21 protein-coding genes and 1 tRNA gene are annotated in these 23,890 nt (G+C 59.4%); 9 read left to right on the forward strand and 13 right to left on the reverse strand.

Going from position 1 to position 23,890, the window contains the following annotated elements; translation table 11 throughout:
• Window positions 1-14: 14 nt before the first annotated feature.
• The 9 genes from tolR to nadA all read left to right on the forward strand — a co-directional run bounded on the left by tolR (window position 15) and on the right by nadA (window position 7,208).
• Entirely contained in the window at window positions 15-467 is a 453-nt protein-coding gene (gene tolR / locus ACEN9A_RS05585; RefSeq protein WP_167331185.1) for a protein TolR, read from the forward strand.
• Window positions 467-1,546, forward strand: a complete 1,080-nt coding sequence (tolA, locus tag ACEN9A_RS05590) for a cell envelope integrity protein TolA (RefSeq protein ID WP_018926496.1) — start codon at window positions 467-469, stop codon at window positions 1,544-1,546. Before tolR ends, tolA begins: the two co-directional genes overlap by 1 nt.
• Before the next feature lie 29 nt (window positions 1,547-1,575).
• Window positions 1,576-2,844, forward strand: coding sequence for a Tol-Pal system beta propeller repeat protein TolB (gene tolB / locus ACEN9A_RS05595; RefSeq protein WP_018926495.1), 1,269 nt, complete (start codon window positions 1,576-1,578; stop codon window positions 2,842-2,844).
• A gap of 52 nt (window positions 2,845-2,896) precedes the next feature.
• A complete protein-coding gene (gene pal, locus ACEN9A_RS05600; protein WP_003178634.1) occupies window positions 2,897-3,394 on the forward strand; it encodes a peptidoglycan-associated lipoprotein Pal in 498 nt (165 codons plus the stop codon).
• A 6-nt stretch (window positions 3,395-3,400) separates the two neighbouring features.
• Window positions 3,401-4,240 carry a tol-pal system protein YbgF gene (gene ybgF / locus ACEN9A_RS05605; protein ID WP_026331869.1) on the forward strand — a complete coding sequence of 280 codons (840 nt, stop codon included), beginning with the start codon at window positions 3,401-3,403 and terminating at the stop codon, window positions 4,238-4,240.
• Window positions 4,241-4,406: 166 nt separating this feature from the next.
• On the forward strand, window positions 4,407-5,054 hold the full coding sequence (gene queE / locus ACEN9A_RS05610) for a 7-carboxy-7-deazaguanine synthase QueE (RefSeq protein ID WP_018926493.1): 648 nt from the start codon (window positions 4,407-4,409) through the stop codon (window positions 5,052-5,054).
• A 19-nt stretch (window positions 5,055-5,073) separates the two neighbouring features.
• Entirely contained in the window at window positions 5,074-5,748 is a 675-nt protein-coding gene (queC, locus tag ACEN9A_RS05615) for a 7-cyano-7-deazaguanine synthase QueC (RefSeq protein WP_258674145.1), read from the forward strand.
• Between the two features lie 63 nt (window positions 5,749-5,811).
• Window positions 5,812-5,887 (forward strand) — tRNA-Lys (locus ACEN9A_RS05620).
• 262 nt (window positions 5,888-6,149) lie between these two features.
• Window positions 6,150-7,208, forward strand: coding sequence for a quinolinate synthase NadA (gene nadA / locus ACEN9A_RS05625; RefSeq protein ID WP_258672587.1), 1,059 nt, complete (start codon window positions 6,150-6,152; stop codon window positions 7,206-7,208).
• A 107-nt stretch (window positions 7,209-7,315) separates the two neighbouring features.
• On the opposite strand, the gene ACEN9A_RS05630 is transcribed toward nadA, so the two are convergent.
• From ACEN9A_RS05630 to ACEN9A_RS05690, 13 genes are all read right to left on the reverse strand, one after another.
• On the reverse strand, window positions 7,316-7,804 hold the full coding sequence (locus tag ACEN9A_RS05630) for an RDD family protein (protein ID WP_086944499.1): 489 nt from the start codon (window positions 7,802-7,804) through the stop codon (window positions 7,316-7,318).
• 95 nt (window positions 7,805-7,899) lie between these two features.
• Window positions 7,900-8,112, reverse strand: a complete 213-nt coding sequence (locus tag ACEN9A_RS05635; RefSeq protein ID WP_007934683.1) for a cold-shock protein — start codon at window positions 8,110-8,112, stop codon at window positions 7,900-7,902.
• A gap of 393 nt (window positions 8,113-8,505) precedes the next feature.
• Window positions 8,506-9,630, reverse strand: coding sequence for a glycine cleavage system aminomethyltransferase GcvT (gene gcvT, locus ACEN9A_RS05640; RefSeq protein ID WP_019651442.1), 1,125 nt, complete (start codon window positions 9,628-9,630; stop codon window positions 8,506-8,508).
• 38 nt (window positions 9,631-9,668) lie between these two features.
• Entirely contained in the window at window positions 9,669-11,045 is a 1,377-nt protein-coding gene (locus ACEN9A_RS05645) for an L-serine ammonia-lyase (RefSeq protein ID WP_258672588.1), read from the reverse strand.
• 186 nt (window positions 11,046-11,231) lie between these two features.
• Window positions 11,232-14,084 (reverse strand): aminomethyl-transferring glycine dehydrogenase, encoded by a 2,853-nt coding sequence (gene gcvP, locus ACEN9A_RS05650; RefSeq protein WP_258672590.1) that lies wholly within the window; start codon window positions 14,082-14,084, stop codon window positions 11,232-11,234.
• A gap of 11 nt (window positions 14,085-14,095) precedes the next feature.
• A complete protein-coding gene (gene gcvH / locus ACEN9A_RS05655) occupies window positions 14,096-14,470 on the reverse strand; it encodes a glycine cleavage system protein GcvH (RefSeq protein WP_018926486.1) in 375 nt (124 codons plus the stop codon).
• Between the two features lie 464 nt (window positions 14,471-14,934).
• Entirely contained in the window at window positions 14,935-16,443 is a 1,509-nt protein-coding gene (gcsR, locus tag ACEN9A_RS05660) for a transcriptional regulator GcsR (protein WP_258672591.1), read from the reverse strand.
• A 174-nt stretch (window positions 16,444-16,617) separates the two neighbouring features.
• A complete protein-coding gene (locus ACEN9A_RS05665; RefSeq protein ID WP_258672593.1) occupies window positions 16,618-16,980 on the reverse strand; it encodes a DUF5064 family protein in 363 nt (120 codons plus the stop codon).
• A gap of 79 nt (window positions 16,981-17,059) precedes the next feature.
• Entirely contained in the window at window positions 17,060-17,989 is a 930-nt protein-coding gene (gene arcC, locus ACEN9A_RS05670; RefSeq protein ID WP_258672594.1) for a carbamate kinase, read from the reverse strand.
• A 183-nt stretch (window positions 17,990-18,172) separates the two neighbouring features.
• Window positions 18,173-19,183: an ornithine carbamoyltransferase gene (locus ACEN9A_RS05675; RefSeq protein ID WP_258672597.1), complete on the reverse strand. Its 1,011-nt coding sequence runs from the start codon at window positions 19,181-19,183 to the stop codon at window positions 18,173-18,175.
• Window positions 19,184-19,252: 69 nt separating this feature from the next.
• A complete protein-coding gene (gene arcA, locus ACEN9A_RS05680) occupies window positions 19,253-20,509 on the reverse strand; it encodes an arginine deiminase (protein WP_258672601.1) in 1,257 nt (418 codons plus the stop codon).
• A 50-nt stretch (window positions 20,510-20,559) separates the two neighbouring features.
• Complete coding sequence (arcD, locus tag ACEN9A_RS05685; protein ID WP_258672603.1) at window positions 20,560-21,987, reverse strand: arginine-ornithine antiporter; 1,428 nt, start codon at window positions 21,985-21,987, stop codon at window positions 20,560-20,562.
• 451 nt (window positions 21,988-22,438) lie between these two features.
• Entirely contained in the window at window positions 22,439-23,770 is a 1,332-nt protein-coding gene (locus tag ACEN9A_RS05690) for a CoA transferase (RefSeq protein ID WP_258672605.1), read from the reverse strand.
• Window positions 23,771-23,890 lie beyond the last annotated feature (120 nt).

The raw sequence follows: 23,890 nt of genomic DNA on the forward strand, positions 1-23,890 counted from the left end.
TTCCAATGGCTTTAATCGCTCGAGCTCGCAAAAAGCGCAAGCCGGTTGCCGAGATGAACGTGGTGCCTTACATCGACGTGATGCTGGTACTGCTGGTCATCTTCATGGTGACCGCGCCGATGCTCAATCAGGGCGTGAAAGTTGATCTGCCCAAGGTTTCCAGCGAAGCCTTGCCGCAGGACAACAACACTCAGGTCCTGACCATTTCGATCAAGGCTGACAAGACCTACTACTGGAACCTTGGCAGCGAAGTCGACACCGAAAAGCAGCAGGACAAGGCCATGACCTTGCCGCAAATGACCGACGCCGTGACCAAGATCATTCGCGTTGGCAACGGTAACGGCAAGCGCACGCAGGTGTTCATTCGTGGCGACAAAACCGTCGATTATGGCTCCGTCATGGGCGCCATGGGCGGGTTGCAGAAGGCCGGGGTCGGTAATGTTGGCTTGATTACCGAGGCGCCCTGATGCAGCAACTGCGAGAGCCGTCCGCCTCGGAAAGCTACTTCTGGCCTAGTGTCTGGGCGATTGTCTTGCACGTGCTGGTGTTCGGCATGCTGTTCGTCAGTTTCGCCTTCACACCGGAGCTGCCGCCGGCCAAGCCGATTGTCCAGGCAACCCTGTACCAGCTGAAATCGAAAAGTCGGGCGACCACCCAGACCAATCAGAAGATCGCGGGTGAGGCGCAGAAATCTGCTGCGCGTCAGACCGAAGTCGAGCAGATGGAACAGAAGAAGGTCGAGCAGGAAGCGGTGAAGGCTGCGGAACAAAAGAAAGAAGAAGCGGCTCAAAAGGCCGAGGAAGCCAAGAAGGCCGACGAGTCGAAGAAAGCGGAAGAGGCGAAAAAGGCTGATGAAGCCAAGAAAGCCGACGAAGCGAAGAAGACCGCCGAAGCCAAAAAGGCCGAAGAGAAACAATTGGCTGATATAGCCAAGAAGAAAGCCGAAGAAGAAGCCAAAAAAGCTGCTGAAGAAGAGGCCAAGAAAGCGGCCGCTGAAGAAGCGAAGAAAAAGATCGTCGAAGACGCGAAGAAGAAAGCTGCGGAAGACGCCAAGAAGAAAGCTGAAGCGGAAGAGGCGAAGAAGAAAATCGCCGAAGACGCGAAGAAGAAAGCGACTGCCGATGCTGCGAAGAAGAAAGCGCAGGATGCGGCTCGCAAATCGGTAGAGGACAAGAAGGCTCAGGCTCTGGCTGACTTGCTGTCCGATAAGACCGAGCGTCAGCAGGCTTTGGCGGATGAGCAAGGCGATGAAACCGCGGGCAACTTTGATGATCTGATTCGTTCGCGAGCATCTGAAGGTTGGGCGCAGCCACCGTCGGCCCGCAAGGGCATGAAGGTGATTCTGCAAATCAACATGCTCCCTGACGGAACGATCTCCGGTGTTTCGGTTGCTCATTCCAGCGGTGACGCGCCGTTCGACAGTTCTGCAGTCGCGGCTGTAAAAAATATTGGTCGATTGACCGAAATGCAGGGTCTGAAGCCAGCTGATTTCGCACCCTATCGTTCATTCAAGATGACATTCACACCTGAGGATCTAGCCTTGTGAGAAACCTTCTTCGAGGACTGCTTGTAGTCATGTTCTGCTTTGCAGGACTGGCCACGGCAGATGAAAAAAATATCCTGGTCAGCAGTGGCAGCTCCCAGGCAACTCCAATTGCCGTTGTGCCTTTCGGCTTCCAGGGCGGTAGCGTGCTGCCGGACGACATGGCTGAGATTATCGGTAACGACCTGCGCAATTCGGGTTACTACGCGCCGATTCCAAAGCAGAACATGATCAGCCAGCCAAGCCAGGCCAGCGAAATCATCTACCGTGACTTCAAGGCGGTGGGTGCCCAGTACGTCATGGTCGGCAGCATTGTTCCGGCGGGCGGTCGCCTGCAGGTGCAGTACGCACTGTTCAACGTCGCCACCGAGCAGCAAGTGCTGACCGGCAGCGTGTCGGGCGGCGTCGATCAACTGCGCGACATGGCGCACTACATCTCCGACCAGTCGTTCGAAAAACTCACCGGTATCAAAGGTGCGTTCTCGACGCGTCTGCTGTACGTGACGGCCGAGCGTTTCTCCGAGAAGAACACTCGCTACACACTGCAACGTTCGGACTACGACGGTGCCCGTGCCGTGACGCTGCTGCAATCGCGCGAGCCAATCCTGTCGCCGCGTTTCGCACCGGATGGCAAGCGCATTGCCTACGTGTCGTTCGAGCAGAAGCGTCCGCGCATTTTCATGCAGAACATCGACACTGGTCGCCGTGAGCAGATCACCAACTTCGAAGGCCTGAATGGCGCGCCAGCCTGGTCGCCGGATGGCAATCGCCTGGCATTCGTGTTGTCGAAAGACGGTAACCCGGACATCTACGTGATGAACCTGGGTTCGCGTCAGATCACCCGTGTCACCAATGGTCCTGGCATCAACACCGAACCGTTCTGGGGTAAGGATGGTTCGACCATCTACTTCACCTCTGACCGTGGCGGCAAGCCTCAGATCTATAAAACCAGCGCAGGCGGTGGTGGTGCGGAGCGTGTGACCTTCATCGGTAACTACAACGCCAACCCTAAACTGTCGGCCGATGAAAAGACCCTGGTGATGATTCACCGCCAGGACGGTTTCACCAACTTCAAGGTGGCGGCCCAGGATTTGCAGCGCGGTAGTGTAAAGATCCTCACTGATAGCACTCTGGACGAGTCTCCTACTGTTGCGCCCAACGGCACCATGGTAATCTACGCCACCCGCCAGCAGGGCCGGGGAGTCTTGATGCTCGTGTCCATTAATGGACGCGTGAGGCTCCCGCTTCCTACCGCACAAGGCGAAGTCAGAGAACCGTCCTGGTCCCCTTACCTGAACTGACGCGGCGCTATACGTTTTACTTAACACACTGGGGTTCATTAGGAGTTTCACGATGGAAATGCTGAAGTTTGGTAAATTTGCTGCGCTGGCTCTGGCCATGGCTGTAGCTGTAGGTTGCTCGTCCAAAGGCGGCGACAACGCCGGTGAAGGCGCTGTAGATCCAAACGCTGGTTACGGCGCTAACACTGGTGCAGTTGACGGCTCCCTGAGCGAAGAAGCTGCTCTGCGCGCAATCACCACCTTCTACTTCGAATACGACAGCTCGGACCTGAAGCCAGAAGCCATGCGCGCTCTGGACGTTCACGCCAAAGACCTGAAAGCAAACGGCGCTCGCGTTGTTCTGGAAGGCAACACCGACGAACGTGGTACTCGTGAGTACAACATGGCACTGGGCGAGCGTCGTGCGAAAGCCGTTCAGCGCTACCTGGTACTGCAAGGTGTTTCCCCAGCTCAGCTGGAACTGGTTTCCTACGGCGAAGAGCGTCCAGTTGCTACCGGCAACGACGAGCAGTCCTGGGCTCAAAACCGTCGCGTCGAACTGCGTAAGTAATTCGTCATGCGAACGTGCCGTCGTGCTGTAACTGTTTTGGCTCTCAGTCTCGCACCGCTTGCGGTGTGGGCTGCGGTTCCTGTGGTCGAGGACAACTCCGGCTATAACAATAGCGGGAGCAGTTATCCGCCTGCGGGTTACGGTACGAACGGCGCCTATGCCGGGGGAGGGGTTTCGGCCCCTGTCTCGGCACAGGGCGAGCTGTTCAACCAACTGCAATCGATGCAGGAGCAGATCTCGCGCCAACAAGGCATCATCGAGGTTCTGCAAAATGATGTAGCGCGCATGAAGCAAGAGAACCTGGAGCGATATCAGGATCTTGATCGGCGCATAGGAACCGGCGTTGCACCAGCCGCGACTCCTGATAATTCTTCCACCGGTGGCAATTTGAATGCCCCCGGTGCAGCAGCCGGTGCAGGTGCGGGAGCGGCTGCCGCTCAAGCCCCGGCCGCGGGTGGCGAACCGGCTGACCCGGCGAAGGAAAAACTGTATTACGATGCAGCCTTCGACCTGATCAAAGCCAAGGATTTCGACAAGGCCAGCCAGGCTTTCGCCGCATTCCTGCGCAAATACCCGAACAGCCAATACGCGGGCAATGCCCAGTACTGGTTGGGTGAAGTGAACCTGGCCAAAGGCGATCTGCAAGGTGCAGGTCAGGCATTTGCCAAGGTTTCGCAGTTGTACCCCAAGCACCCCAAAGTGCCTGATTCGCTATACAAGCTCGCTGATGTAGAGCGTCGTCTCGGTCATACCGACCGGGTCAAAGGCATTCTGCAACAGGTCGTGTCCCAATATCCGGGCACTTCCGCCGCTCAGCTGGCGCAACGGGACTTGCAGCGCATGTAAGCCTGTTTAGCCCGTTTTGAAGAAACCCGCGCTTGTCGCGGGTTTTTTCGTTAGAATTCATGCCCTTTTTATGAAACACGCTTTTTGGGATCTGCGCGTTGGCGGGGTTCCTTGAAGTGCCTGACGGAGGCGGACAGCCTGTTTAGCTGTTACGCCCGTGGCGACTATGCAAGACACATTGAGAATCACCGAAGTTTTCTACTCGTTGCAGGGTGAAACGCGGACTGCCGGGCTGCCCACTGTTTTTGTGCGCCTGACCGGTTGCCCATTGCGTTGCCAATACTGCGACAGCGCCTACGCGTTCACTGGCGGCACCCTCCGCACGCTCGACGACATCCTCGAGCAAGTGGCCGGTTTTCGCCCGCGTTACGTCTGTGTCACGGGCGGTGAGCCCCTGGCGCAACCCAATGCCATTCCCTTGCTCAAGCAGTTGTGTGACGCCGGTTACGAAGTGTCGCTGGAAACCAGTGGTGCTCTGGACATCTCGGCGGTCGATCCACGGGTCAGTCGCGTCGTCGACCTGAAAACCCCGGGTTCGAAAGAAGCCCACCGCAACCGCTACGAGAACATTGAACTGCTCACGCCCAACGATCAGGTGAAGTTTGTCATCTGCTCGCGGGAAGACTATGACTGGGCCGTGTCCAAGCTGATTCAATACGGTTTGAACGAGCGTGCCGGCGAAGTCCTGTTCTCGCCGAGCCACCATGATCTGAATGCACGTGATCTGGCGGACTGGGTGGTGGCGGACAATCTGCCTGTGCGTCTGCAATTGCAGCTGCATAAATATCTTTGGAATGACGAGCCGGGGCGCTGAAATGACTGAACAACTGAACATTGCTGAAAAACGTGCGGTCATCCTGCTGTCCGGCGGCCTTGACTCGGCGACGGTCGTGGCCATGGCCCGTGCCGAAGGCTATAGCTGCTACACCATGAGCTTCGATTACGGTCAGCGCCACCGTGCCGAACTGCAAGCCGCCGAGCGTGTTGCCCGCGACTTGGGTGTGGTCGAGCACAAGGTGATCGGCCTGAACCTGAACGGTATCGGCGGCTCGGCCCTGACCGACAGTTCCATCGACGTACCGGAGGCGCCGAGCGAAGGCATTCCGGTGACTTATGTGCCGGCGCGCAACACGGTGTTTCTGTCCCTGGCGTTGGGTTGGGCCGAAGTGCTGGGTGCACGTGACATCTTTATCGGTGTAAACGCGGTGGATTATTCCGGTTACCCGGATTGCCGTCCCGAGTTCATCGAAGCCTTCGAGCGCATGGCTAATCTGGCGACCAAGGCCGGTGTAGAAGGGAATGGCTTCCGTATCCAGGCGCCCCTGCAGAACCTGAGCAAGGCGCAGATCGTTCAGGCAGGCGTGAAGCTTGGCGTCGACTACGGGCTGACCGTTTCCTGCTATCAGGCGGACGATAACGGCCGTGCTTGCGGCAAATGCGACAGCTGCCGTCTGCGTGCAGAAGGCTTTGCGGCGGCCGGAATCAGCGACCCGACACCTTATTTTTGATTTATTTCAAATTAGGTGTTGAATAGTCCTTAAAAATCAGTATTATACGCGCCACCACACAGCGGGTCGTTAGCTCAGTTGGTAGAGCAGTTGGCTTTTAACCAATTGGTCGTAGGTTCGAATCCCACACGACCCACCATTTTAAAAAATCTGGAAGGCCCACGTAAGTGAGGATTTCCGGGTTTTTTTTTGCCCGCGATTTAAGGTTGTCCCGCTCCGGGATCGCCCTGCGTGACGCAGGTCAGAATCATCTTTTGCATCCGCCGGATATTCTGTAGCCTTGCGCAGCTTCAACGCTGTCCATGCCTGATGAATACTCACTCTCCCGGCGGTACCCCGAAGGGTCCGGAGCCGGGTGTATACTCGACTTTCGCGCGAAAGCGCCTGCAGGTCTTGCGAACATGACGCAGATTTCCGAACGCCTTCTGGTTCAAGCCCACCTCGACGCCAAGCAGCCCAAGCCGCTGACGGCCGAGGAAGAGGCTTATTACCGCACAGCCATCGCAGCCGAGCTCAAGGCTCAGGACGCGGTGCTGGTTGCCCACTTCTATTGCGATCCAGTCATTCAGGCCCTGGCCGAAGAAACCGGTGGCTGCGTCTCCGACTCTCTGGAGATGGCTCGCTTCGGCAATGCCCATCCGGCCAAGACCGTAGTGGTTGCCGGTGTGAAATTCATGGGCGAAACCGCGAAAATCCTCAACCCTGAAAAACGTGTGCTGATGCCGACCCTGGAAGCGACCTGCTCGCTGGACCTGGGTTGCCCGGTGGACGAGTTCTCGACGTTCTGCGATCAGCACCCGGAACGCACGGTGGTGGTGTATGCCAACACCTCGGCGGCAGTCAAAGCCCGGGCGGATTGGGTGGTGACGTCCAGCTGCGCGCTGGAAATCGTCGAAAGCCTGATGGATAACGGCGAAACCATTATCTGGGGCCCGGACAAGCACCTGGGCACTTACATCCAGCGCAAGACTGGCGCCGACATGCTGCTGTGGGACGGTGCCTGCATCGTTCACGAAGAGTTCAAGGCCAAGCAGCTCGAAGACATGAAAGCGCTATACCCGGATGCGGCCATTCTGGTGCACCCGGAGTCGCCGACCGCGGTGATCGAATTGGCCGACGCGGTGGGCTCCACCAGTCAGCTGATCGCTGCCGCACAAAGCCTGCCGAACAAGACCCTGATCGTCGCCACCGACCGCGGCATTTTCTACAAGATGCAGCAGCTGTGCCCGGACAAGGTCTTTATCGAAGCGCCAACGGCTGGTAACGGCGCTGCTTGCCGCAGTTGCGCGCATTGTCCGTGGATGGCGATGAACACCCTTGAGCGCACGCTGAAGAGCTTGAAGGAGGGGACCAACGAGATCTTCGTTGACCCGGCGTTGATTCCGCAGGCGATTCGGCCGTTGAAGCGGATGCTGGATTTCACGCAGGCGGCGCGGATGAAGTTGGCCGGCAACGCTTAAGGGCAAGATTAAAAGGCAAGATCAAAAGATCGCAGCCTTCGGCAGCTCCTACGGGTGTATATGGAACCGTGTAGGAGCTGCCGAAGGCTGCGATCTTTTTTTGCGAATTATTTTGTCTTCTTTGGAATGCGCACGAGCTGGGTGTTGGAGTAGATGTCATGCCAGCTGCGCTTCTGCTTGTCGAACAGCGACCAGAAGAACCCCAGCCCGAGGCATAACCAGGACGCGATCGACACTACAAAGCGCAGCAGCGCCTGCCACAGGCTGATGGATGAGCCGTCGGCGTTTTGTACGCGGATGCACCACACCTGCATGCCCAGGGTCTGGCCCGACCAGGTCCAGAACTTGGCGAAGAAGCCGAACAGCACAAACAGCAGAACCGTCGACAGCAGTGGGTCACCGTCCAGGGCGCCGGCCTCGGTCAGGGTGCGCATCCGGTCTTCGCCGATGATCGCCATCTGGATCATCTTGTAAATACCGCTGGTGACGATCAGCAGCGCGGTGCACAGCAGGAAGTCGTAGAACATCGCTGCCAGGCGACGACCCAGGCCGACGGCGGGAAAGTCGCCTTGGGGGTTGAGCAGGTGTTTCGACATGGCTGCCTCTGAACGGAAAAAGAAGCCATTTTACGGATTTACGCGCACAAAAAAGCCCCTGATGTCAGCATCAGGGGCTTTTTCGTAACAGAAGATTAGCCTTCTGCTTGTACTTCGTCAGCCTGCATGCCTTTCTGGCCTTGCACAGCAACGAACGTCACTTTCTGGCCTTCTTTCAGGCTCTTGAAGCCGTTGCCCTGAATAGCGCGGAAATGCACGAACAGATCCGGACCGCTTTCTGGAGTGATAAAACCAAAACCTTTCTCGTCGTTAAACCACTTGACGGTACCGCTCTGACGTTGGGACATTTCTTATTTCCTTTGACGCAAAAATGAATGACAGTCTCCTTCTCGTGAAAGAGTACTGGGGCTGGTTGCAGGAGAGTAAGAAGACGTCGAACGGGATGTAGCTAACTTGTAGGCTACTGCCCAGGTCACGATTTCCAAGCGACCCATGCAAACACAGTGAACAAACTCTACGCCAACTACGGGAGAAAAAACAAGCCCCGCGAAGGCCCGGATTTCCTCAGGTTGATGGCAATTAGAGTGGCTACTAGTGCGGGCTTATTCGATCGCGTTGTTCATTGCTTTTCGATTGTTATAAGTAGCGTTCATAAGCGAAACGTATGCACTGTTTTATGGCGGTTGCGTTACAGATTAGTGCACTGTTAACGCAACCGCGTTACTTATAGAAACAGTCAATCAGCCACGATAGTAGCGTTGTGGAACAAATGGCATTTTGCTTACAAGCAAAGGCACCTTTTTCCCACGCACAATGGCCCAAACTGGTGTTTCCAAAACGGTATAAGCGCTGTCGAGGTAACCCATGGCCAAAGGGCCGCCCAAGGTCGGACCGAAGCCGCCGCTGCAGACGCTGCCGATGATCTCGCCGGCATCGTTGACGATCTCTGCACCTTCACGCACCGGTGTACGTTCCTGCGGCAGCAGGCCAACGCGCTTGCGGCTGACACCGGTTTGCTGTTGGGCGAACACGGTTTCGGCGCCAGGGAAACCGCCGGCCCGCGCGCCATCGGCACGTCGAGGCTTGGAGATGGCCCATAGCAGGCTTGCTTCGATCGGCGTGGTTTCGGTGTTCATGTCGTGGCCGTACAGGCACAGACCGGCTTCCAGGCGCAGGGAATCGCGGGCGCCGAGGCCGATGGCCTCGACTTCCGGTTCGGCCAGCAGGGCGCGAGCCAGCGCTTCGGCGTTGGCCGCCGGTACGGAGATTTCGTAACCGTCTTCACCGGTGTAGCCCGAACGGCTGACAAAGCAGTCCACTCCCAACAGTTTCACGCGGGTGAACTGCATGAAGGTCATCTTCGCAACTTCCGGTGCCAGGCGTGCGAGCACGGTGACGGCGGCCGGGCCTTGCAACGCCAGCAGCGCGCGCTCTTCGAACAGCGGTTCGATGCTGCACTGGTCGCCGATGTGCTTGCGCAGGTGCGCCAGGTCCTGGTCTTTGCAAGCGGCGTTGACCACCAGGAACAGCTCGTCATTACCGAGGTTGGCGACCATCAGGTCGTCGAGGATGCCACCGGCCTCGTTGGTGAACATCGCGTAGCGCTGCATGCCCACCGGCAGGTCGATGATGTCCACCGGCACCAGGGTTTCCAGGGCTTTGGCGGCATTGGCGCCGGTCAGGCGGATCTGGCCCATGTGCGACACATCGAACAGCCCGGCCTGATCACGGGTGTGCTGGTGTTCTTTCATCACGCCCAACGGGTATTGCACCGGCATGTCATAACCGGCGAACGGCACCATGCGGGCGCCGAGTTCGAGGTGCAGGGCGTGCAACGGGGTCTTCAATAGTTGTTCGGTGGACATATACAGCTCCTGAAAAAGTGTGCAGATGCGCGTGAGCATCAGCACTCGATAATGTTGACCGCCAAACCGCCACGGGCGGTTTCCTTGTATTTGCTTTTCATGTCGGCGCCGGTCTGGCGCATGGTGCGGATGACCTTGTCGAGGGAGACGAAGTGCTGACCGTCGCCACGCAGGGCCATGCGCACTGCATTGATGGCCTTGACCGAACCCATGGCGTTGCGCTCGATGCAAGGCACTTGCACCAGTCCGCCAATCGGGTCGCAGGTCAGGCCGAGGTTGTGTTCCATGCCGATTTCGGCCGCGTTTTCCACCTGCTGCACCGTACCGCCGAGCACTTCGCACAAGGCGCCGGCCGCCATGGAACAGGCAACGCCAACCTCGCCCTGACAGCCGACTTCGGCGCCGGAGATCGAGGCGTTTTCCTTGTACAGAATGCCGATTGCAGCGGCCGTCAGTAGAAAACGCACCACGCCGTCTTCGTTGGCACCGGGGATGAAGCGCATGTAGTAATGCAACACGGCCGGGATAATGCCGGCTGCACCATTGGTGGGCGCAGTGACCACGCGTCCGCCATTGGCGTTTTCTTCGTTGACCGCCAGGGCGTACAGGTTGACCCAGTCCAGCACCGACAGCGGATCGCGCAGCGATGATTCCGGGTTTTTGCACAGTTGCCGATGCAGCGCTGCGGCCCGACGTTTGACCTTCAGCCCACCGGGCAGGATGCCTTCGTTGCGGCAACCGGCGGCGACGCAGTCTTGCATCACTTGCCAGATCTTCAGCAGGCCGGCGCGGGTTTCCGCTTCCGGGCGCCAGGCGCTTTCGTTGGTCAGCATCACCTGACTGATCGATAAACCGTAGGTGCTGCAGTGACCAAGCAGGTCCTTGGCGCTTTTGAACGGAAAGGTCAGTGGCGTGGCGTCTTCGACGATGCGGTCGGCACCGGCAGCGTCTTCATCGACCACGAAGCCGCCACCGACCGAGTAATACTCGCGGCTGCGCACTTGCAGGCCGGCCGCGTCGAACGCGCGAAAGATCATGCCGTTGGGGTGATAGGCCAACGGTTTGCGAATCATTGCCAGGTGTTCTTTCTCGTTGAACGCGATGCTGTGTTCACCGAGCAGGTTCAAGCGACCGCTGCTGCGAATCTCTTGCAGGCGGGCGGTGACGGTTTCGGTGTCCACGGTGTCCGGGTGTTCGCCTTCCAGGCCCAGCAATACGGCCTTGTCGCTGCCGTGGCCTTTGCCGGTGGCGCCGAGTGAGCCGTAGAGCTCGACTTTGACGCAGGTGGTTGCCGCCAGCAGCCCTTCACGGCGCAGACCTTCGGCGAAGCGCGCAGCGGCACGCATCGGGCCGACGGTGTGGGAGCTGGAGGGGCCGATACCAATCTTGAACAGGTCGAACACGCTTAACGACATGGTTGTTCTCCGGTTTCTTGTTATAGGCGAAATATCACGAGATATGCACCCTGTAGGAGCTGCCGCAGGCTGCGATCTTTTGATCTTGCTCTTGATACAGAAAGATCAAAAGATCGCAGCCTGCGGCAGCTCCTACAGGGGGAGTGCGGTGTTGTTGAAGGGGGCGAGTAACTCGCCCCCTATAGATCAAGCGTAGCTTTCGATAGACGGGCAGGCGCAGACCAGGTTGCGATCGCCAAACACGTTGTCGACGCGACCGACCGGCGGCCAGTACTTGGCTTCGATCAGCGACGCTACCGGGTAAACAGCTTGCTCGCGGCTGTACGGGTGAGTCCACTCGCCGACGATTTCCGCAGCGGTGTGCGGGGCGTTTTTCAGTGGGTTGTCATCCTTGTCCAGCGTGCCGTTTTCCACTGCGCGGATTTCTTCGCGGATGCGGATCATGGCGTCGCAGAAGCGGTCCAGTTCTTCCTTGGATTCGCTCTCGGTCGGCTCGATCATCAACGTGCCGGCCACCGGGAACGACATGGTCGGGGCGTGGAAGCCGAAGTCGATCAGACGCTTGGCCACGTCATCGACGCTGATGCCGCTGCTGTCTTTCAACGGACGCAGGTCGAGGATGCATTCGTGCGCCACCAGACCGTTGCTGCCGGTGTACAGCACTGGATAGTGCTCTTCGAGGCGACGGGAAATGTAGTTGGCATTCAGGATCGCCAATTGCGAAGCGCGCTTGAGGCCGGCGCCACCCATCATTCGAATGTACATCCAAGTGATCGGCAGAATGCTCGCGCTGCCGAACGGTGCCGCGCAGACCGCGCCTTCCTTGCGTTCCATCTGGGCGTGACCCGGCAGGAACGGCGTCAGGTGCGACTTGACGCCAATCGGGCCGACGCCCGGGCCGCCACCGCCGTGTGGGATGCAGAAGGTTTTGTGCAGGTTCAGGTGCGATACGTCGCCGCCGAACTTGCCTGGTGCGCAAAGGCCGACCATGGCGTTCATGTTCGCGCCATCGATATACACCTGGCCGCCGTTGTCGTGAATGATGCCGCAGATTTCGCGGATGCCTTCTTCGAACACACCGTGGGTCGACGGGTAGGTGATCATCAGCGCGGCGAGGTGTTCGCGGTGCTCGATGGCCTTGGCGCGCAGGTCTTCGATGTCGACGTTGCCGCGGGCATCGCACGCGGTCACAACCACGCGCATGCCGGCCATGTTGGCAGTGGCCGGGTTGGTGCCGTGGGCGGACGACGGGATCAGGCAGATGTCGCGACGGTCTTCGCCACGGCTCTGGTGGTAGGCACGGATCGCCAACAGACCAGCGTATTCACCCTGGGAACCGGCGTTCGGTTGCAGGGAGATCGAGTCGTAACCGGTGGCGGCGCAGAGCATCGCTTCCAGTTCATCGGTCAGCTGCTGATAGCCGGCGCTTTGCTCGGCCGGGGCGAACGGGTGCAGGGCACCGAATTCAGCCCAGGTCACCGGGATCATTTCGCTGGCGGCGTTGAGTTTCATGGTGCAGGAGCCCAGCGGGATCATGGTGCGATCCAGGGCCAGGTCCTTGTCCGCCAGTTTGCGCAGGTAGCGCATCAACTCGGTTTCGGAGTGATAACGGTTGAACACCGGGTGGCTGAGGATCGGCGATTGGCGAACCAGCGCGGCCGGGATAGTGCTTGCAACGTTCGCAGCCAATGCTGCGAAGTCCGGCAGTGCCTTGCCGTCGGCCAGCAGGCTCCACAGGGTTTCGACGTCAGCCTGGCTGCTGGTTTCGTCGAGGGACAGGCCCAGACGCTCAGCATCGACCACGCGCAGGTTGATCTTCTGCGCATGAGCCTTGTCGTGCAAGGCAGCCGTTTGTGCGCCGGTTTTAATCGTCAACGTGTCGAAGAAGCTGGCTTGCTCGACGCTCAGGCCCAATGCGCTCAAGCCTTTGGCGAGGATCGCGGTCAGGTGATGAATGCGATTGGCGATTTGCGTCAGGCCTTTCGGGCCGTGGTACACGGCGTACATGCTGGCGATGTTGGCCAACAGAACCTGGGCGGTGCAGATGTTGCTGGTGGCTTTCTCGCGACGGATGTGTTGCTCGCGGGTCTGCATGGCCAGGCGCAGGGCCGGCTTGCCGAAACGGTCCACGGAAACGCCGACCAGACGGCCCGGCATGTCGCGCTTGAATGCATCCTTGGTGGAGAAGTACGCCGCGTGCGGACCACCGAAGCCCAGCGGCACGCCGAAGCGTTGTGCGCTGCCGATGGCCACGTCGGCGCCGAACTCGCCCGGTGGGGTCAGCACGGTCAGGGCCAGCAAGTCAGCAGCGACCGCGACCAGTGCATTAGCGGCGTGGAAGCGCTCGGTCAGTTCGCGGTAGTCGAACACGTCACCGTTGCTGGCCGGGTATTGCAACAAGGCGCCGAAGAACGGCGTCACGTCGGTCAGTTCACGCTCGTCGCCAACGACCACGTCGATGCCCAAAGGCTCGGCACGGGTGCGCAAAACGTCGAGGGTTTGCGGGTGGCAATGAACGGAGGCGAAGAAGGCGTGGCTGCCCTTGTTCTTGCTCAGGCGTTTGCAGAAGGTCATCGCTTCGGCAGCGGCAGTGGCTTCGTCCAGTAGGGAGGCGTTGGCGATCGGCAGGCCGGTCAAGTCGCTGATCAGGGTCTGGAAGTTCAACAGCGCTTCGAGACGGCCCTGGGAAATTTCTGGCTGGTACGGGGTGTAGGCGGTGTACCAGGCCGGGTTTTCCAGCAGGTTGCGCAGGATCGGCGACGGCGTGTGAGTGCCGTAGTAGCCCTGACCGATGTAAGTCTTGAACAGCTGGTTTTTACCGGCGATGGATTTGATCAACGCCAGGGCATCGGCTTCGCTCAGGCCGTCTTCAAGGCCGAGGATGCTGGTGCCTTTGATGCTGTCGGGAATCACGCTGGCGCTCAGGGCTTCCAGGGAGTCGAAACCGAGGCTGTTGAGCATGGCTTGCTCGTCGCCTGCACGCGGGCCGATGTGGCGGGTGATGAATTCGTTGGCGGTCGTCAGATTGACTTGAGTCATGTAGGCGCTCCTCAGGCTTGGGCAATCAGACGGTCGTAAGCGTCTTGATCCAGCAGTTGGCCGACAGCCGAGGCGTCGGTTGGCTTGAAGCGGAAGAACCAGCCTTCGCCCAGCGGATCTTCGTTGACCAGTTCAGGGCTGCTATCGAGGGCCGGGTTGGTCTCGACCACTTCTCCGTCCAGAGGCATGTACACGCCGCTGGCAGCTTTTACCGATTCCACGGTGGCGGCTTCTGCGCCTTTGTCGTAGGACTGCAGCTCAGGCAGTTGTACGAAAACCACGTCGCCCAGTGCGTTCTGTGCGAAAGCGGTGATGCCGACCGTAACGGTGCCGTCAGCTTCGGTGCGCAGCCATTCGTGATCTTCAGTAAAACGCAACTCGCTCATGGAAACTCCTAAGGGGGCCAGACTCGTCTGGTGGACGCGATGGAATGCAGGGGCAATGCCCTGCTTTATGAGTGGTTACTTAGCAAAATCGCGGCCAATGTTATTTTGTTGTTTAAAAACAATGACTTATGATTTTGTATGGACCGTCGTGTTTCTGTAGCTGTAGCGAAATCGCTACAGCTCGAACCAAAGAAAAAAGCTTAGGTGGATCAAAGCCTTGGACAGCGCTGATCAGGAAGGGGTGTATCGATATCATTCCACTGTAGCGCTTTCAGTACAGATGGAGGTCGCTTTTAAACAGGTTAGAAACCCTTGAATTGGAACCCGACCCGTAGGAGCTGCCGAAGGCTGCGATCTTGTCCCAGGCACTACAAGGCGAAAGTCAAAAGATCGCAGCCTTCGGCAGCTCCTACGGGGGATGTGTCGGATTGAAGACGGTGTTCCAACATCCGACCGAGTAAGCCTCACGGCTTATTGGGAATCCCGTACTTGCGCAACCGATGGGCAATCGCGGTGTGGGAGGTTTGCAGGCGGCTGGCCAGTTGGCGGGTCGAGGGGTAGCTGACGTAGAGCTTTTCCAGCAGATCTTTCTCGAACTCTTCCATGGCCTGTTCGAGGCTGTCGACCTCGGTATCGCTCTGGCGTGCCACAGAGGTGCCGGCAATGTCGAGGTCGCCGATGTCCACCAGGCTGCTTTCGCAGATCGCCGCGGCGCGGAAGATCACGTTCTGCAATTGCCGCACGTTACCTGGCCAACGGTTACCCAGCAGCGCCGGGTAGGTGCCGGGGGCCAGGCGACAGACCGGGCGCTGGATCTGCGCGCAGGCCTGCTGCATGAAGTAGCGCGCCAGCAGCAGAATGTCCTGGCCGCGCTCGCGCAGGGGCGGTACTTCGACATTCAGCACGTTGAGGCGATAGAACAGGTCTTCGCGGAAGGTGCCTTCGCTGACCATTTTTTCCAGGTCGCGGTGGGTCGCGCTGAGGATCCGTACGTTGACCTTCACTTCGCGATCGCCGCCAACCCGACGGAAGCTGCCGTCGTTGAGAAAACGCAGCAGTTTCGCCTGCAAATACGGCGACATTTCACCGATCTCGTCGAGAAATACCGTGCCCTGGTTGGCCAGTTCCATCAGCCCCGGCTTGCCACCCCGTTGCGCGCCGGTGAAGGCGCCGGGGGCGTAGCCGAACAGTTCGCTTTCGGCGAGATTTTCCGGCAGCGCCGCGCAGTTCAAGGCCAGGAACGGCGAACTGTGGCGGGCGCTGATGGCGTGGCAGGCGCGGGCCACCAGTTCTTTGCCGGTGCCGGTTTCACCCTGGATCAGCAACGGTGCATCAAGGGCTGCGACGCGTTGAGCGCGAGCCTTCAGCGTACGAATGGCAGGGGATTCGCCGAGCAGGGCATCGAAACCTTCAGCGTGATCGTGGTGCAGCGCCGAGAGGCGTTCACCGATGCGGTTCGGTTGATACAGGGTCAGCAGGGCGCCGGCGTCGGTGATCGGCGTGGCATCCAGCAGCAGGGTTTGACCGTTGACGGTGATCTCGCGCAGCGGCAGGCGGAAGCCGTTTTCCAGCAATGTGTCGAGCAGCGCCGGGTCGGCAAACAGCTCGCTGATGCTTTCACCCGCCGGTTCGCGACCGTACAGGGCAATCAGTGCCGGGTTGGCCAGCAGCACCTTGCCGGCGCTGTCCAGGGCCAGCACCGGATCGGTCATGGCGGCGAGTAGCGCATCGAGCTGCAAGTGACGGCGCTGGCCGGGAAGGATGTCGACCACCGTCACCGCTTGCACGCCATGCACGTTGAACAGCGCATCGCGCAGCTCTTCGAGCACGGCCGGGCTCAAGGTCGGGGCGTCGATGTAGACGTTGGGTGGCACCATTTCCACCGCATCCAGATTGAGATTGCGCCCACCGAGCAGGGCCAGGACTTCCTGGGTGATACCGACGCGGTCGATGAAACTGACGTGGATGCGCATGGGGCGGTTTGGTTCTGGAGTGCGGAGGTTGGCAAGTATGCCTTGGAGGAGGGTTGGAGGTGAAATCGGCAATGGGGGATTGCTTGAAAAGATCGCAGCCTTCGGCAGCTCCTACAGGAGAATACGTTCGGCGTAGGAGCTGCCGAAGGCTGCGATCCGTTGATCTTCCAGTCGTTATTCCAGGTGTTCGGGTTTGACCGGATCGCCCGACTTCATGTTGAGCTGTGCCCGCACGTCTTCGAACATTGCATCGTAGTACTGGTGAATTGAACCGATGCTGCTCAGCGTCTTGGGGATGCCGTACTTCTCGGCGATTCTGGTGACGTTACTGGCGAAGTTATAGGCCTGATCCTTTGGCAGGAAAAATGACTCCGTCAGTTCCTTGCCCTGGATGCTGCCGTGCATCGTGAACTGCATCCCTTTGCCCTCCTTGGGATCCTGGGTGACTTCATAGTCGATGCACACGTTGTAGCTGACATCGCCCTTGTTCAGTGCGTGGCGCTCGATGTGCAGGTGACCGGGCTCAAACTTGGCCATTGGCGTCTCTCCTTCAAAGGCATTGAATCAGGGCAGACCTCACGCCTGCCTCCCTGCGTTTCTTTCTATTCGTTTCTTTCTATTGATAACTGATGCCAGGCGTCGCTGTGCTGATACGGGTGCCGGCCTTGCCCTGGACGATCGCTTCGATGTCCGAGAGTGAACCGATTACCGCGACTTTCCCAGTATGGCGGGCGAACTCGCAGGCCGCCTGGACCTTTGGTCCCATTGAGCCGGCGGCGAAGCCGAGTTTGTCCATTTCATCGGGGTGGGCCTGGGCAATGGCTTTCTGCGTGGGTTTGCCGAAATCGATGAACGCCGCGCTGACGTCGGTGGCGATCACTAACAGATCGCTTTCAAGCTGTTCGGCCAGCAGCGCCGAGCACAGGTCTTTGTCGATCACCGCTTCCACGCCTTGCAGTTTGCCGCTGGCGCCGTACATCGTCGGGATGCCGCCACCGCCGGCGCAAATCACGATGCTGCCTTTTTCCAGCAGCCATTTGATCGGGCGGATTTCGAAGATGCGTTTGGGTTTCGGGCTGGCGACCACGCGCCGGAATTTGTCGCCGTCCGGGGCGATGGCCCAGCCTTTTTCGGCGGCGAGTTTCTCTGCGTCGGCCTTGGAGTAGACCGGGCCGATGGGTTTGCTGGGAGCCCGGAAGGCCGGGTCATTGGCGTCGACTTCGACCTGGGTCAGCAGGGTGGCGAACGGGACTTCGAAGTCCAGCAGGTTGCCCAGTTCCTGTTCGATGATGTAGCCGATCATGCCTTCGGTTTCGGCACCGAGCACGTCCAGCGGGTAAGGAGAAACCTGGGTGTAGGCCGCCGCTTGCAGCGACAGCAGGCCGACCTGCGGACCATTGCCGTGGGCGATCACCAGTTGGTTGCCGGGGTAGACCTTGGCGATCTGTTCGGTGGCGATCCGGATGTTGGCGCGCTGGTTGTCCGCAGTCAGGGGTTCACCCCGGCGGAGCAGGGCATTACCGCCCAGAGCAACGACGATACGCATAATGCAGATCCTTTCAGAATTCGGTGAGCCCCGTAGGAGCTGCCGAAGGCTGCGATCTTTTGATCCTGGTCTTTTGATCTTGATCTTTGCCGAGCCATTGAAGATCAACATCAAGATCAAAAGATCGCAGCCTTCGGCAGCTCCTACGGGGGGCGGGGTCAGGTCATGAACAAGTGTTCAGCCTCAGATATCCGCCAGCGCCGACACCAGAATAGCCTTGATGGTGTGCATACGGTTTTCCGCTTGCTCGAAGGCGATGTTGGCCGGCGATTCGAAGACTTCTTCAGTCACTTCGACGCCGTTGGCCAGGTGCGGATAGCGTGCGGCGATGTCCTTGCCGACCTTGGTTTCGCTGTTGTGGAACGCCGGCAGGCAGTGCATGAATTTCACGCGCGGGTTGCCCGAGGCCTTCATCATGTCGGCGTTGACCTGGTACGGCAGCAGTTGCTCGATGCGCTCGTCCCACGCTTCCACCGGCTCACCCATCGACACCCAGATGTCGGTGTGGATGAAGTCCACGCCCTTGACCGCGGCTTTCGGGTCTTCGGTGATGGTGATGCGCGCGCCGCTCTCTTCGGCGAAGGCTTTGCACTGATCGATGAAGTCCTGATGTGGCCACAGCGCTTTCGGTGCGGCGATGCGCACGTCCATGCCGAGTTTGGCGCCGATCATCAGCAACGAATTACCCATGTTGTAGCGCGCATCGCCCAGGTAGGCGTAGCTGATGTCGTGCAGCGGTTTGTCGCTGTGTTCGCGCATGGTCAGGGTGTCGGCGATCATTTGCGTCGGGTGGAATTCAGCGGTCAGACCGTTGAACACCGGTACGCCGGCGAACTTGGCCAGCTCTTCGACGACTTCCTGTTCGAAGCCACGGTACTCGATGGCGTCGAACATCCGCCCCAGCACGCGGGCGGTGTCCTTCATGCTTTCCTTGTGGCCGATCTGCGACGACACCGGGTCGATGTAGGTGACGTGGGCGCCCTGGTCATGGGCCGCGACTTCGAAGGCGCACCGGGTGCGGGTCGAGGTTTTTTCGAAGATCAGCGCGATGTTCTTGCCTTGCAGGTGCGCACGCTCGGTGCCGGTGTATTTGGCGCGCTTGAGGTCGCGGGACAGGTCCAGCAGGTAGTGCAGCTCGCGAGTGGTGTGGTGCATCAGCGAGAGCAGGCTGCGGTTGCGCATGTTGAAAGCCATGATTGGATCTCCTTGGGTTTCGGTTATCCCCTCGGCCGTGCTGGATAAGCATCGGCCAAGGCTTGAAAGTTAATAATCGATAGGGTCGCGAATGATCGGGCAGGTCATGCAGTGGCCACCGCCACGCCCGCGCCCGAGCTCACTGGCGCTGATGGTGATGACCTCGACGCCGGCCTTGCGCAGCAGGGTGTTGGTGTAGGTGTTGCGGTCGTAGCCGATGACCACGCCTGGCTCCACCGCCACCACGTTGTTGCCGTCGTCCCATTGCTCGCGTTCGGCGGCAAAGGCGTTACCTCCGGTTTCGACGACGCGCAGCGCCTTGAGGTTGAGGGCCTTGGCCACGGTGTCGAGGAAGCTGGCTTCTTCACGGCGCACGTCGATGCCGCCCGGTTTGCTTTCATCGGGGTGCAGGCTGAAGGCGACGATCTGCTTCACCACTTCCGGGAAAATCGTCACCAGGTCGCGGTCGCAGAAGCTGAACACGGTGTCCAGATGCATCGCTGCGCGGGATTTCGGCAGGCCGGCGACGATGACTCGTTCCACCGCTTTGTTCTTGAACAGGTTGACCGCCAATTGGCCGATGGCCTGGCGGGACGAGCGCTCGCCCATGCCGATTAACACCACACCGTTGCCGATCGGCATCACGTCACCGCCCTCAAGGGTGGCGCTGCCGTGATCCTGGTCCGGGTCGCCGTACCAGATCTGGAAGTCAGCGTTGGTGAACTGCGGGTGGAATGTGTAGATGGCGGTGGCCAGCAGGGTTTCCTGACGGCGCGCCGGCCAGTACATCGGATTCAGGGTCACACCGCCGTAGATCCAACAGGTGGTGTCGCGGGTGAACTGGGTGTTGGGTAGCGGCGGCAGAATGAAGCTGGAATGACCGAGGAAGTCGCGGAACATCTGGATGGTCTTGCCACCGAAACTGTCTGGCAGGTCATCGGCGGAAACCCCGCCGATGAGGAACTCGGCGATCTTGCGTGGTTCCAGGCTACGTAGCCAGGCTCCCACTTCATGGACCAGGCCGAGGCCGACCGAATTGGCGGTGATCTTGCGTTCCAGAATCCAGTCCAGCGCTTCAGGCATCGCGACGATGTCCGTCAGCAGGTTGTGCATTTCCAGCACGTCGACACCACGCTCGCGCATCTTGGTGACGAAGTCGAAGTGATCGCGTTTGGCTTGGGCGACCCACAGCACATCATCGAACAGCAGTTCGTCGCAGTTGTTCGGGGTCAGCCGCTGGTGGGCCAGGCCGGGGGAGCAAACCATGACTTTGCGCAGTTTGCCTGCTTCGGAATGGACGCCGTACTTAACTTTTTCCGTGGTCATTACGTGTTCCTCCAGATGAAAACAATCGGGTGCTGCTTTTCACAACAGTGCTAAAGGGTCAGAAAGCCGGCATACAGCCCATAGGCCGCCACCAGGGCGCCCGCGACGACAGCGGCGAAAATCAGCTTCTCGACGTTGGTGAAAACCGGTTTGTCGACTTCAAGCTTGGCTTTGGCGAACAGGATCGCGCCGGGGGCATACAGCAGGGCGGAGAGCAGCAGGTATTTGACGCCGCCGGCGTAAAGCAGCCAGATCGCGTAGATCAGTGCGATGCCACCGATGAGCAGGTCTTTGCTGCGCTCGGCCGCAGCGTTTTCATAGCTCTCGCCGCGCACCGCCAGCAGCACGGCATAGGCCGCCGACCACAGGTACGGCACCAGAATCATTGAGGTGGCGAGGTAGATCAGCGACAGGTAAGTGCTGGCCGAAAACAGTGTGATGATCAGGAACAGCTGCACCATCGCGTTGGTCAGCCACAGCGCGTTGGCCGGTACAAGGTTGGCGTTTTCACGGCGCAAAAACGCCGGCATGGTGTGGTCCTTGGCGGCAGCGAACATGATCTCCGCGCACAGCAACACCCATGACAGCAACGCCCCGAGCAAGGAAATGATCAGGCCGACGCTGATCAGCACCGCGCCCCAGTGACCGACCACATGTTCCAGCACCGCGGCCATCGACGGGTTCTGCAGTTTCGCCAGTGCAGGTTGGGTCATGATCCCCAGGGACAACACGTTCACCAGCATCAGGAACAACAGCACGGTGATGAAGCCGATGACGGTGGCTTTACCCACGTCGCTGCGTACTTCGGCACGGGCTGAGAAAATGCTCGCGCCTTCGATGCCGATGAACACCCAGACGGTGACCAGCATCATCTTGCGCACTTGGTTCATCACGCTGCCCAGGTCCGGGTTTTTCACGCCCCAGATGTCAGCGGTGAAGATATCCAGTTTGAAGGCGAACACGGCGATCAATACGAACAGCAGCAGCGGCACGACCTTGGCGACGGTGGTCACCAAGTTGATGAACGCCGCTTCCTTGATTCCCCGTAACACCAGAAAGTGCACCGCCCAGAGCAGCAGCGAGGCGCCGATGACGGCGGCAACGGTGTTGCCTTCGCCGAAGATCGGAAAGAAATAACCGAGGGTGCTGAACAGCAGAACGAAATAACCCACGTTGCCCAGCCAGGCACTGATCCAGTATCCCCAGGCGGACGAGAAACCCATGTAGTCGCCGAACCCGGCCTTGGCGTAGGCATAAACACCGCCATCCAGATCAGGCTTGCGATTGGCCAGGGTCTGGAAGACGAAAGCGAGGGTCAACATGCCCACCGCGGTAATCGCCCAACCAATAAGAACAGCACCAACGTCAGCACTGGCAGCCATGTTCTGGGGCAAAGAGAATATTCCGCCACCAATCATTGAACCGACCACTAAAGCAACGAGCGCACCGAGTTTCAGTTTTCCGGGGGATTCAGACATGGCATGACTCCAGTGCAGGAGAAGAGAGACAACAGAGTAGTTCTGCAGGCTGTTCAATCAGCTGACATAGATCAGTGCATGGGCACATTCCATTGTTAATGAAAGACTTATGTATCGTTCTCGGGCATAGCGGTATTGCCGGGGAAGCCCTGTTCAGAGGGGGGCAAGTCAGGTGGGCGTAAGCGGTATTGCTTGGGCTTTGAAATTAGTGTGTTACTGCGGTTTCGCCAATTTTCTGATAACTGTTTTATATGACAGATTTGATTTATCAGGTGCGCGGTACTGGAATTAATGAATAAACGTTATTTCGTTTTATCTGTTTAGTTAAAAAACAACTACGCGACGATGTTTGCGGTGACTGTTCGGGCCTCATCGCGGGCAAGCCACGCTCCCACATTGGATCGGTATCCATTTGTAGGCGCGAGGGTTGCCCGCGAAAGCTATCTGATGATCACCACCACTGCGCGCGATGGGCGCCCAGTTCCCCGGCCGGCAGCGCCCATTGCAGTGGCGTCCCGGTGATCTTCAACGGCACCTGCAACCGATGGGCCGGCCCCCACGGTGTTTGCTCAATCAACATCCCTTGATCGTGGTCATCCTCTGCGCGCAACGGCTCGTTGGTTCCGGCGCCATGTTCGATCAACAACTTCGCCGTCCGTGCCAGCGACAACCGCGCAGAGCCACCGTGCTCCAATAGCTTGATCGCACTGGCCGCCATCAAATACCCGGTGGCGTGATCAAGGGCCTGGACCGGCAGCGGTGTCGGTTTATCCGATTTCTTCCAGTGCATGCCCGCGTCGGCAATCCCGCTGCTCATCTGCACCAGGCTGTCGAAGCCGCGACGGTTCTGCCAAGGGCCGCTCCAGCCGTACGCGTTGAGGCAAACATCGATCAGGCCGGGGGCCAGTGCCTGGCGTTGGGCGATGCCGTAACCCAGGCGTTCCAAGGCATCGGCGCGGTAGCCGTGGAGCAGAATGTCGGCGTCCTTGAGCAGGCTTTCGAACACCGCGCGATCGGCTTTGTCGTGCAGATTCAGGCGCGCACAGCGTTTGCCCAAGGTGACTTCCGGCACCACGCCCGGTTCATTCCAGGTCGGTGGGTCGATGCGCAGCACGTCGGCGCCGAGCCCGGCGAGGAAGCGGCTGGCGATCGGGCCGGCGAGTACTCGCGTGAGGTCCAGTACCTTGATTCCGGCCAGCGGTTGCGCCACCGAGCCTTGCCACGGTTTGGCGGTTTGGTTGCCATCGACGCTGAACTGAATCAACGGCTCGGCGTTCACGGCCCGACCTTGGGGGTGAGCTTGCCATTGCTTCCAGCTGCGCATCTCGGCGGCGCAACCACCGGCCTCGACCACCGCTTGTTCCAGATCGTTTTTCGCCCACTGAGCCACTTTGCTCGCCATCGCTGCGCGGTCGGCACAGGCGCCGAGCACTGACTCAGCAGCGGCGCGGTGATGGGGCGCGTTGGTGTGCAGGCGGATCCAGCCGTCCTTGGTCGCGTAGTCACCGGCGACCGGATCCCACAGCGGCGGGACGCTCCAGCCCACGGGGCGGATCGAGGTGGCGAACCAGAACGACGCCAGGCGGCGGTCAACTTCAAGGCTGGGCAAACGACCGGTTTGCCGGTGCAGCAGTTCGCTGGCGGCCTGGCCGGCGGCAGCAATGCTGGCGCAGGCCAGATCGGTCACGGCAAATGCCGAGGGCAGGGCGCCGCTCGAGGTGAACGGGATTGGGGTGTGAGGCAAGCCGAGTGCGGCTTGAATGGACGTGAGTAAATCAGTCATCGAAGGCCCTCCGGAACGAGAGCCCGAGCATAGTTCAAAAAAACGGCGCGGCCAGATGAAAGCAAGTTGAGGGTTTCCCCTCAACCATAGAATCTCCCACAGGGGATTTGTGCAGAGTGA

The organism is Pseudomonas sp. Pseusp18, assembly GCF_059506005.1.

Bases quoted from the DNA above. Each gene is read 5' to 3' on its own strand.
- tolA (WP_018926496.1), top strand. From the start codon at position 467: ATGCAGCAACTGCGAGAGCCGTCCGCCTCGGAAAGCTACTTCTGGCCT.
- tolB (WP_018926495.1), top strand. From the start codon at position 1,576: ATGTTCTGCTTTGCAGGACTGGCCACGGCAGATGAAAAAAATATCCTG.
- pal (WP_003178634.1), top strand. From the start codon at position 2,897: ATGGAAATGCTGAAGTTTGGTAAATTTGCTGCGCTGGCTCTGGCCATG.
- ybgF (WP_026331869.1), top strand. From the start codon at position 3,401: ATGCGAACGTGCCGTCGTGCTGTAACTGTTTTGGCTCTCAGTCTCGCA.
- queE (WP_018926493.1), top strand. From the start codon at position 4,407: ATGCAAGACACATTGAGAATCACCGAAGTTTTCTACTCGTTGCAGGGT.
- nadA (WP_258672587.1), top strand. From the start codon at position 6,150: ATGACGCAGATTTCCGAACGCCTTCTGGTTCAAGCCCACCTCGACGCC.
- ACEN9A_RS05630 (WP_086944499.1), bottom strand. From the start codon at position 7,804: ATGTCGAAACACCTGCTCAACCCCCAAGGCGACTTTCCCGCCGTCGGC.
- ACEN9A_RS05635 (WP_007934683.1), bottom strand. From the start codon at position 8,112: ATGTCCCAACGTCAGAGCGGTACCGTCAAGTGGTTTAACGACGAGAAA.
- gcvT (WP_019651442.1), bottom strand. From the start codon at position 9,630: ATGTCCACCGAACAACTATTGAAGACCCCGTTGCACGCCCTGCACCTC.
- ACEN9A_RS05645 (WP_258672588.1), bottom strand. From the start codon at position 11,045: ATGTCGTTAAGCGTGTTCGACCTGTTCAAGATTGGTATCGGCCCCTCC.
- gcvP (WP_258672590.1), bottom strand. From the start codon at position 14,084: ATGACTCAAGTCAATCTGACGACCGCCAACGAATTCATCACCCGCCAC.
- gcvH (WP_018926486.1), bottom strand. From the start codon at position 14,470: ATGAGCGAGTTGCGTTTTACTGAAGATCACGAATGGCTGCGCACCGAA.
- gcsR (WP_258672591.1), bottom strand. From the start codon at position 16,443: ATGCGCATCCACGTCAGTTTCATCGACCGCGTCGGTATCACCCAGGAA.
- ACEN9A_RS05665 (WP_258672593.1), bottom strand. From the start codon at position 16,980: ATGGCCAAGTTTGAGCCCGGTCACCTGCACATCGAGCGCCACGCACTG.
- arcC (WP_258672594.1), bottom strand. From the start codon at position 17,989: ATGCGTATCGTCGTTGCTCTGGGCGGTAATGCCCTGCTCCGCCGGGGT.
- ACEN9A_RS05675 (WP_258672597.1), bottom strand. From the start codon at position 19,183: ATGGCTTTCAACATGCGCAACCGCAGCCTGCTCTCGCTGATGCACCAC.
- arcA (WP_258672601.1), bottom strand. From the start codon at position 20,509: ATGACCACGGAAAAAGTTAAGTACGGCGTCCATTCCGAAGCAGGCAAA.
- arcD (WP_258672603.1), bottom strand. From the start codon at position 21,987: ATGTCTGAATCCCCCGGAAAACTGAAACTCGGTGCGCTCGTTGCTTTA.
- ACEN9A_RS05690 (WP_258672605.1), bottom strand. From the start codon at position 23,770: ATGACTGATTTACTCACGTCCATTCAAGCCGCACTCGGCTTGCCTCAC.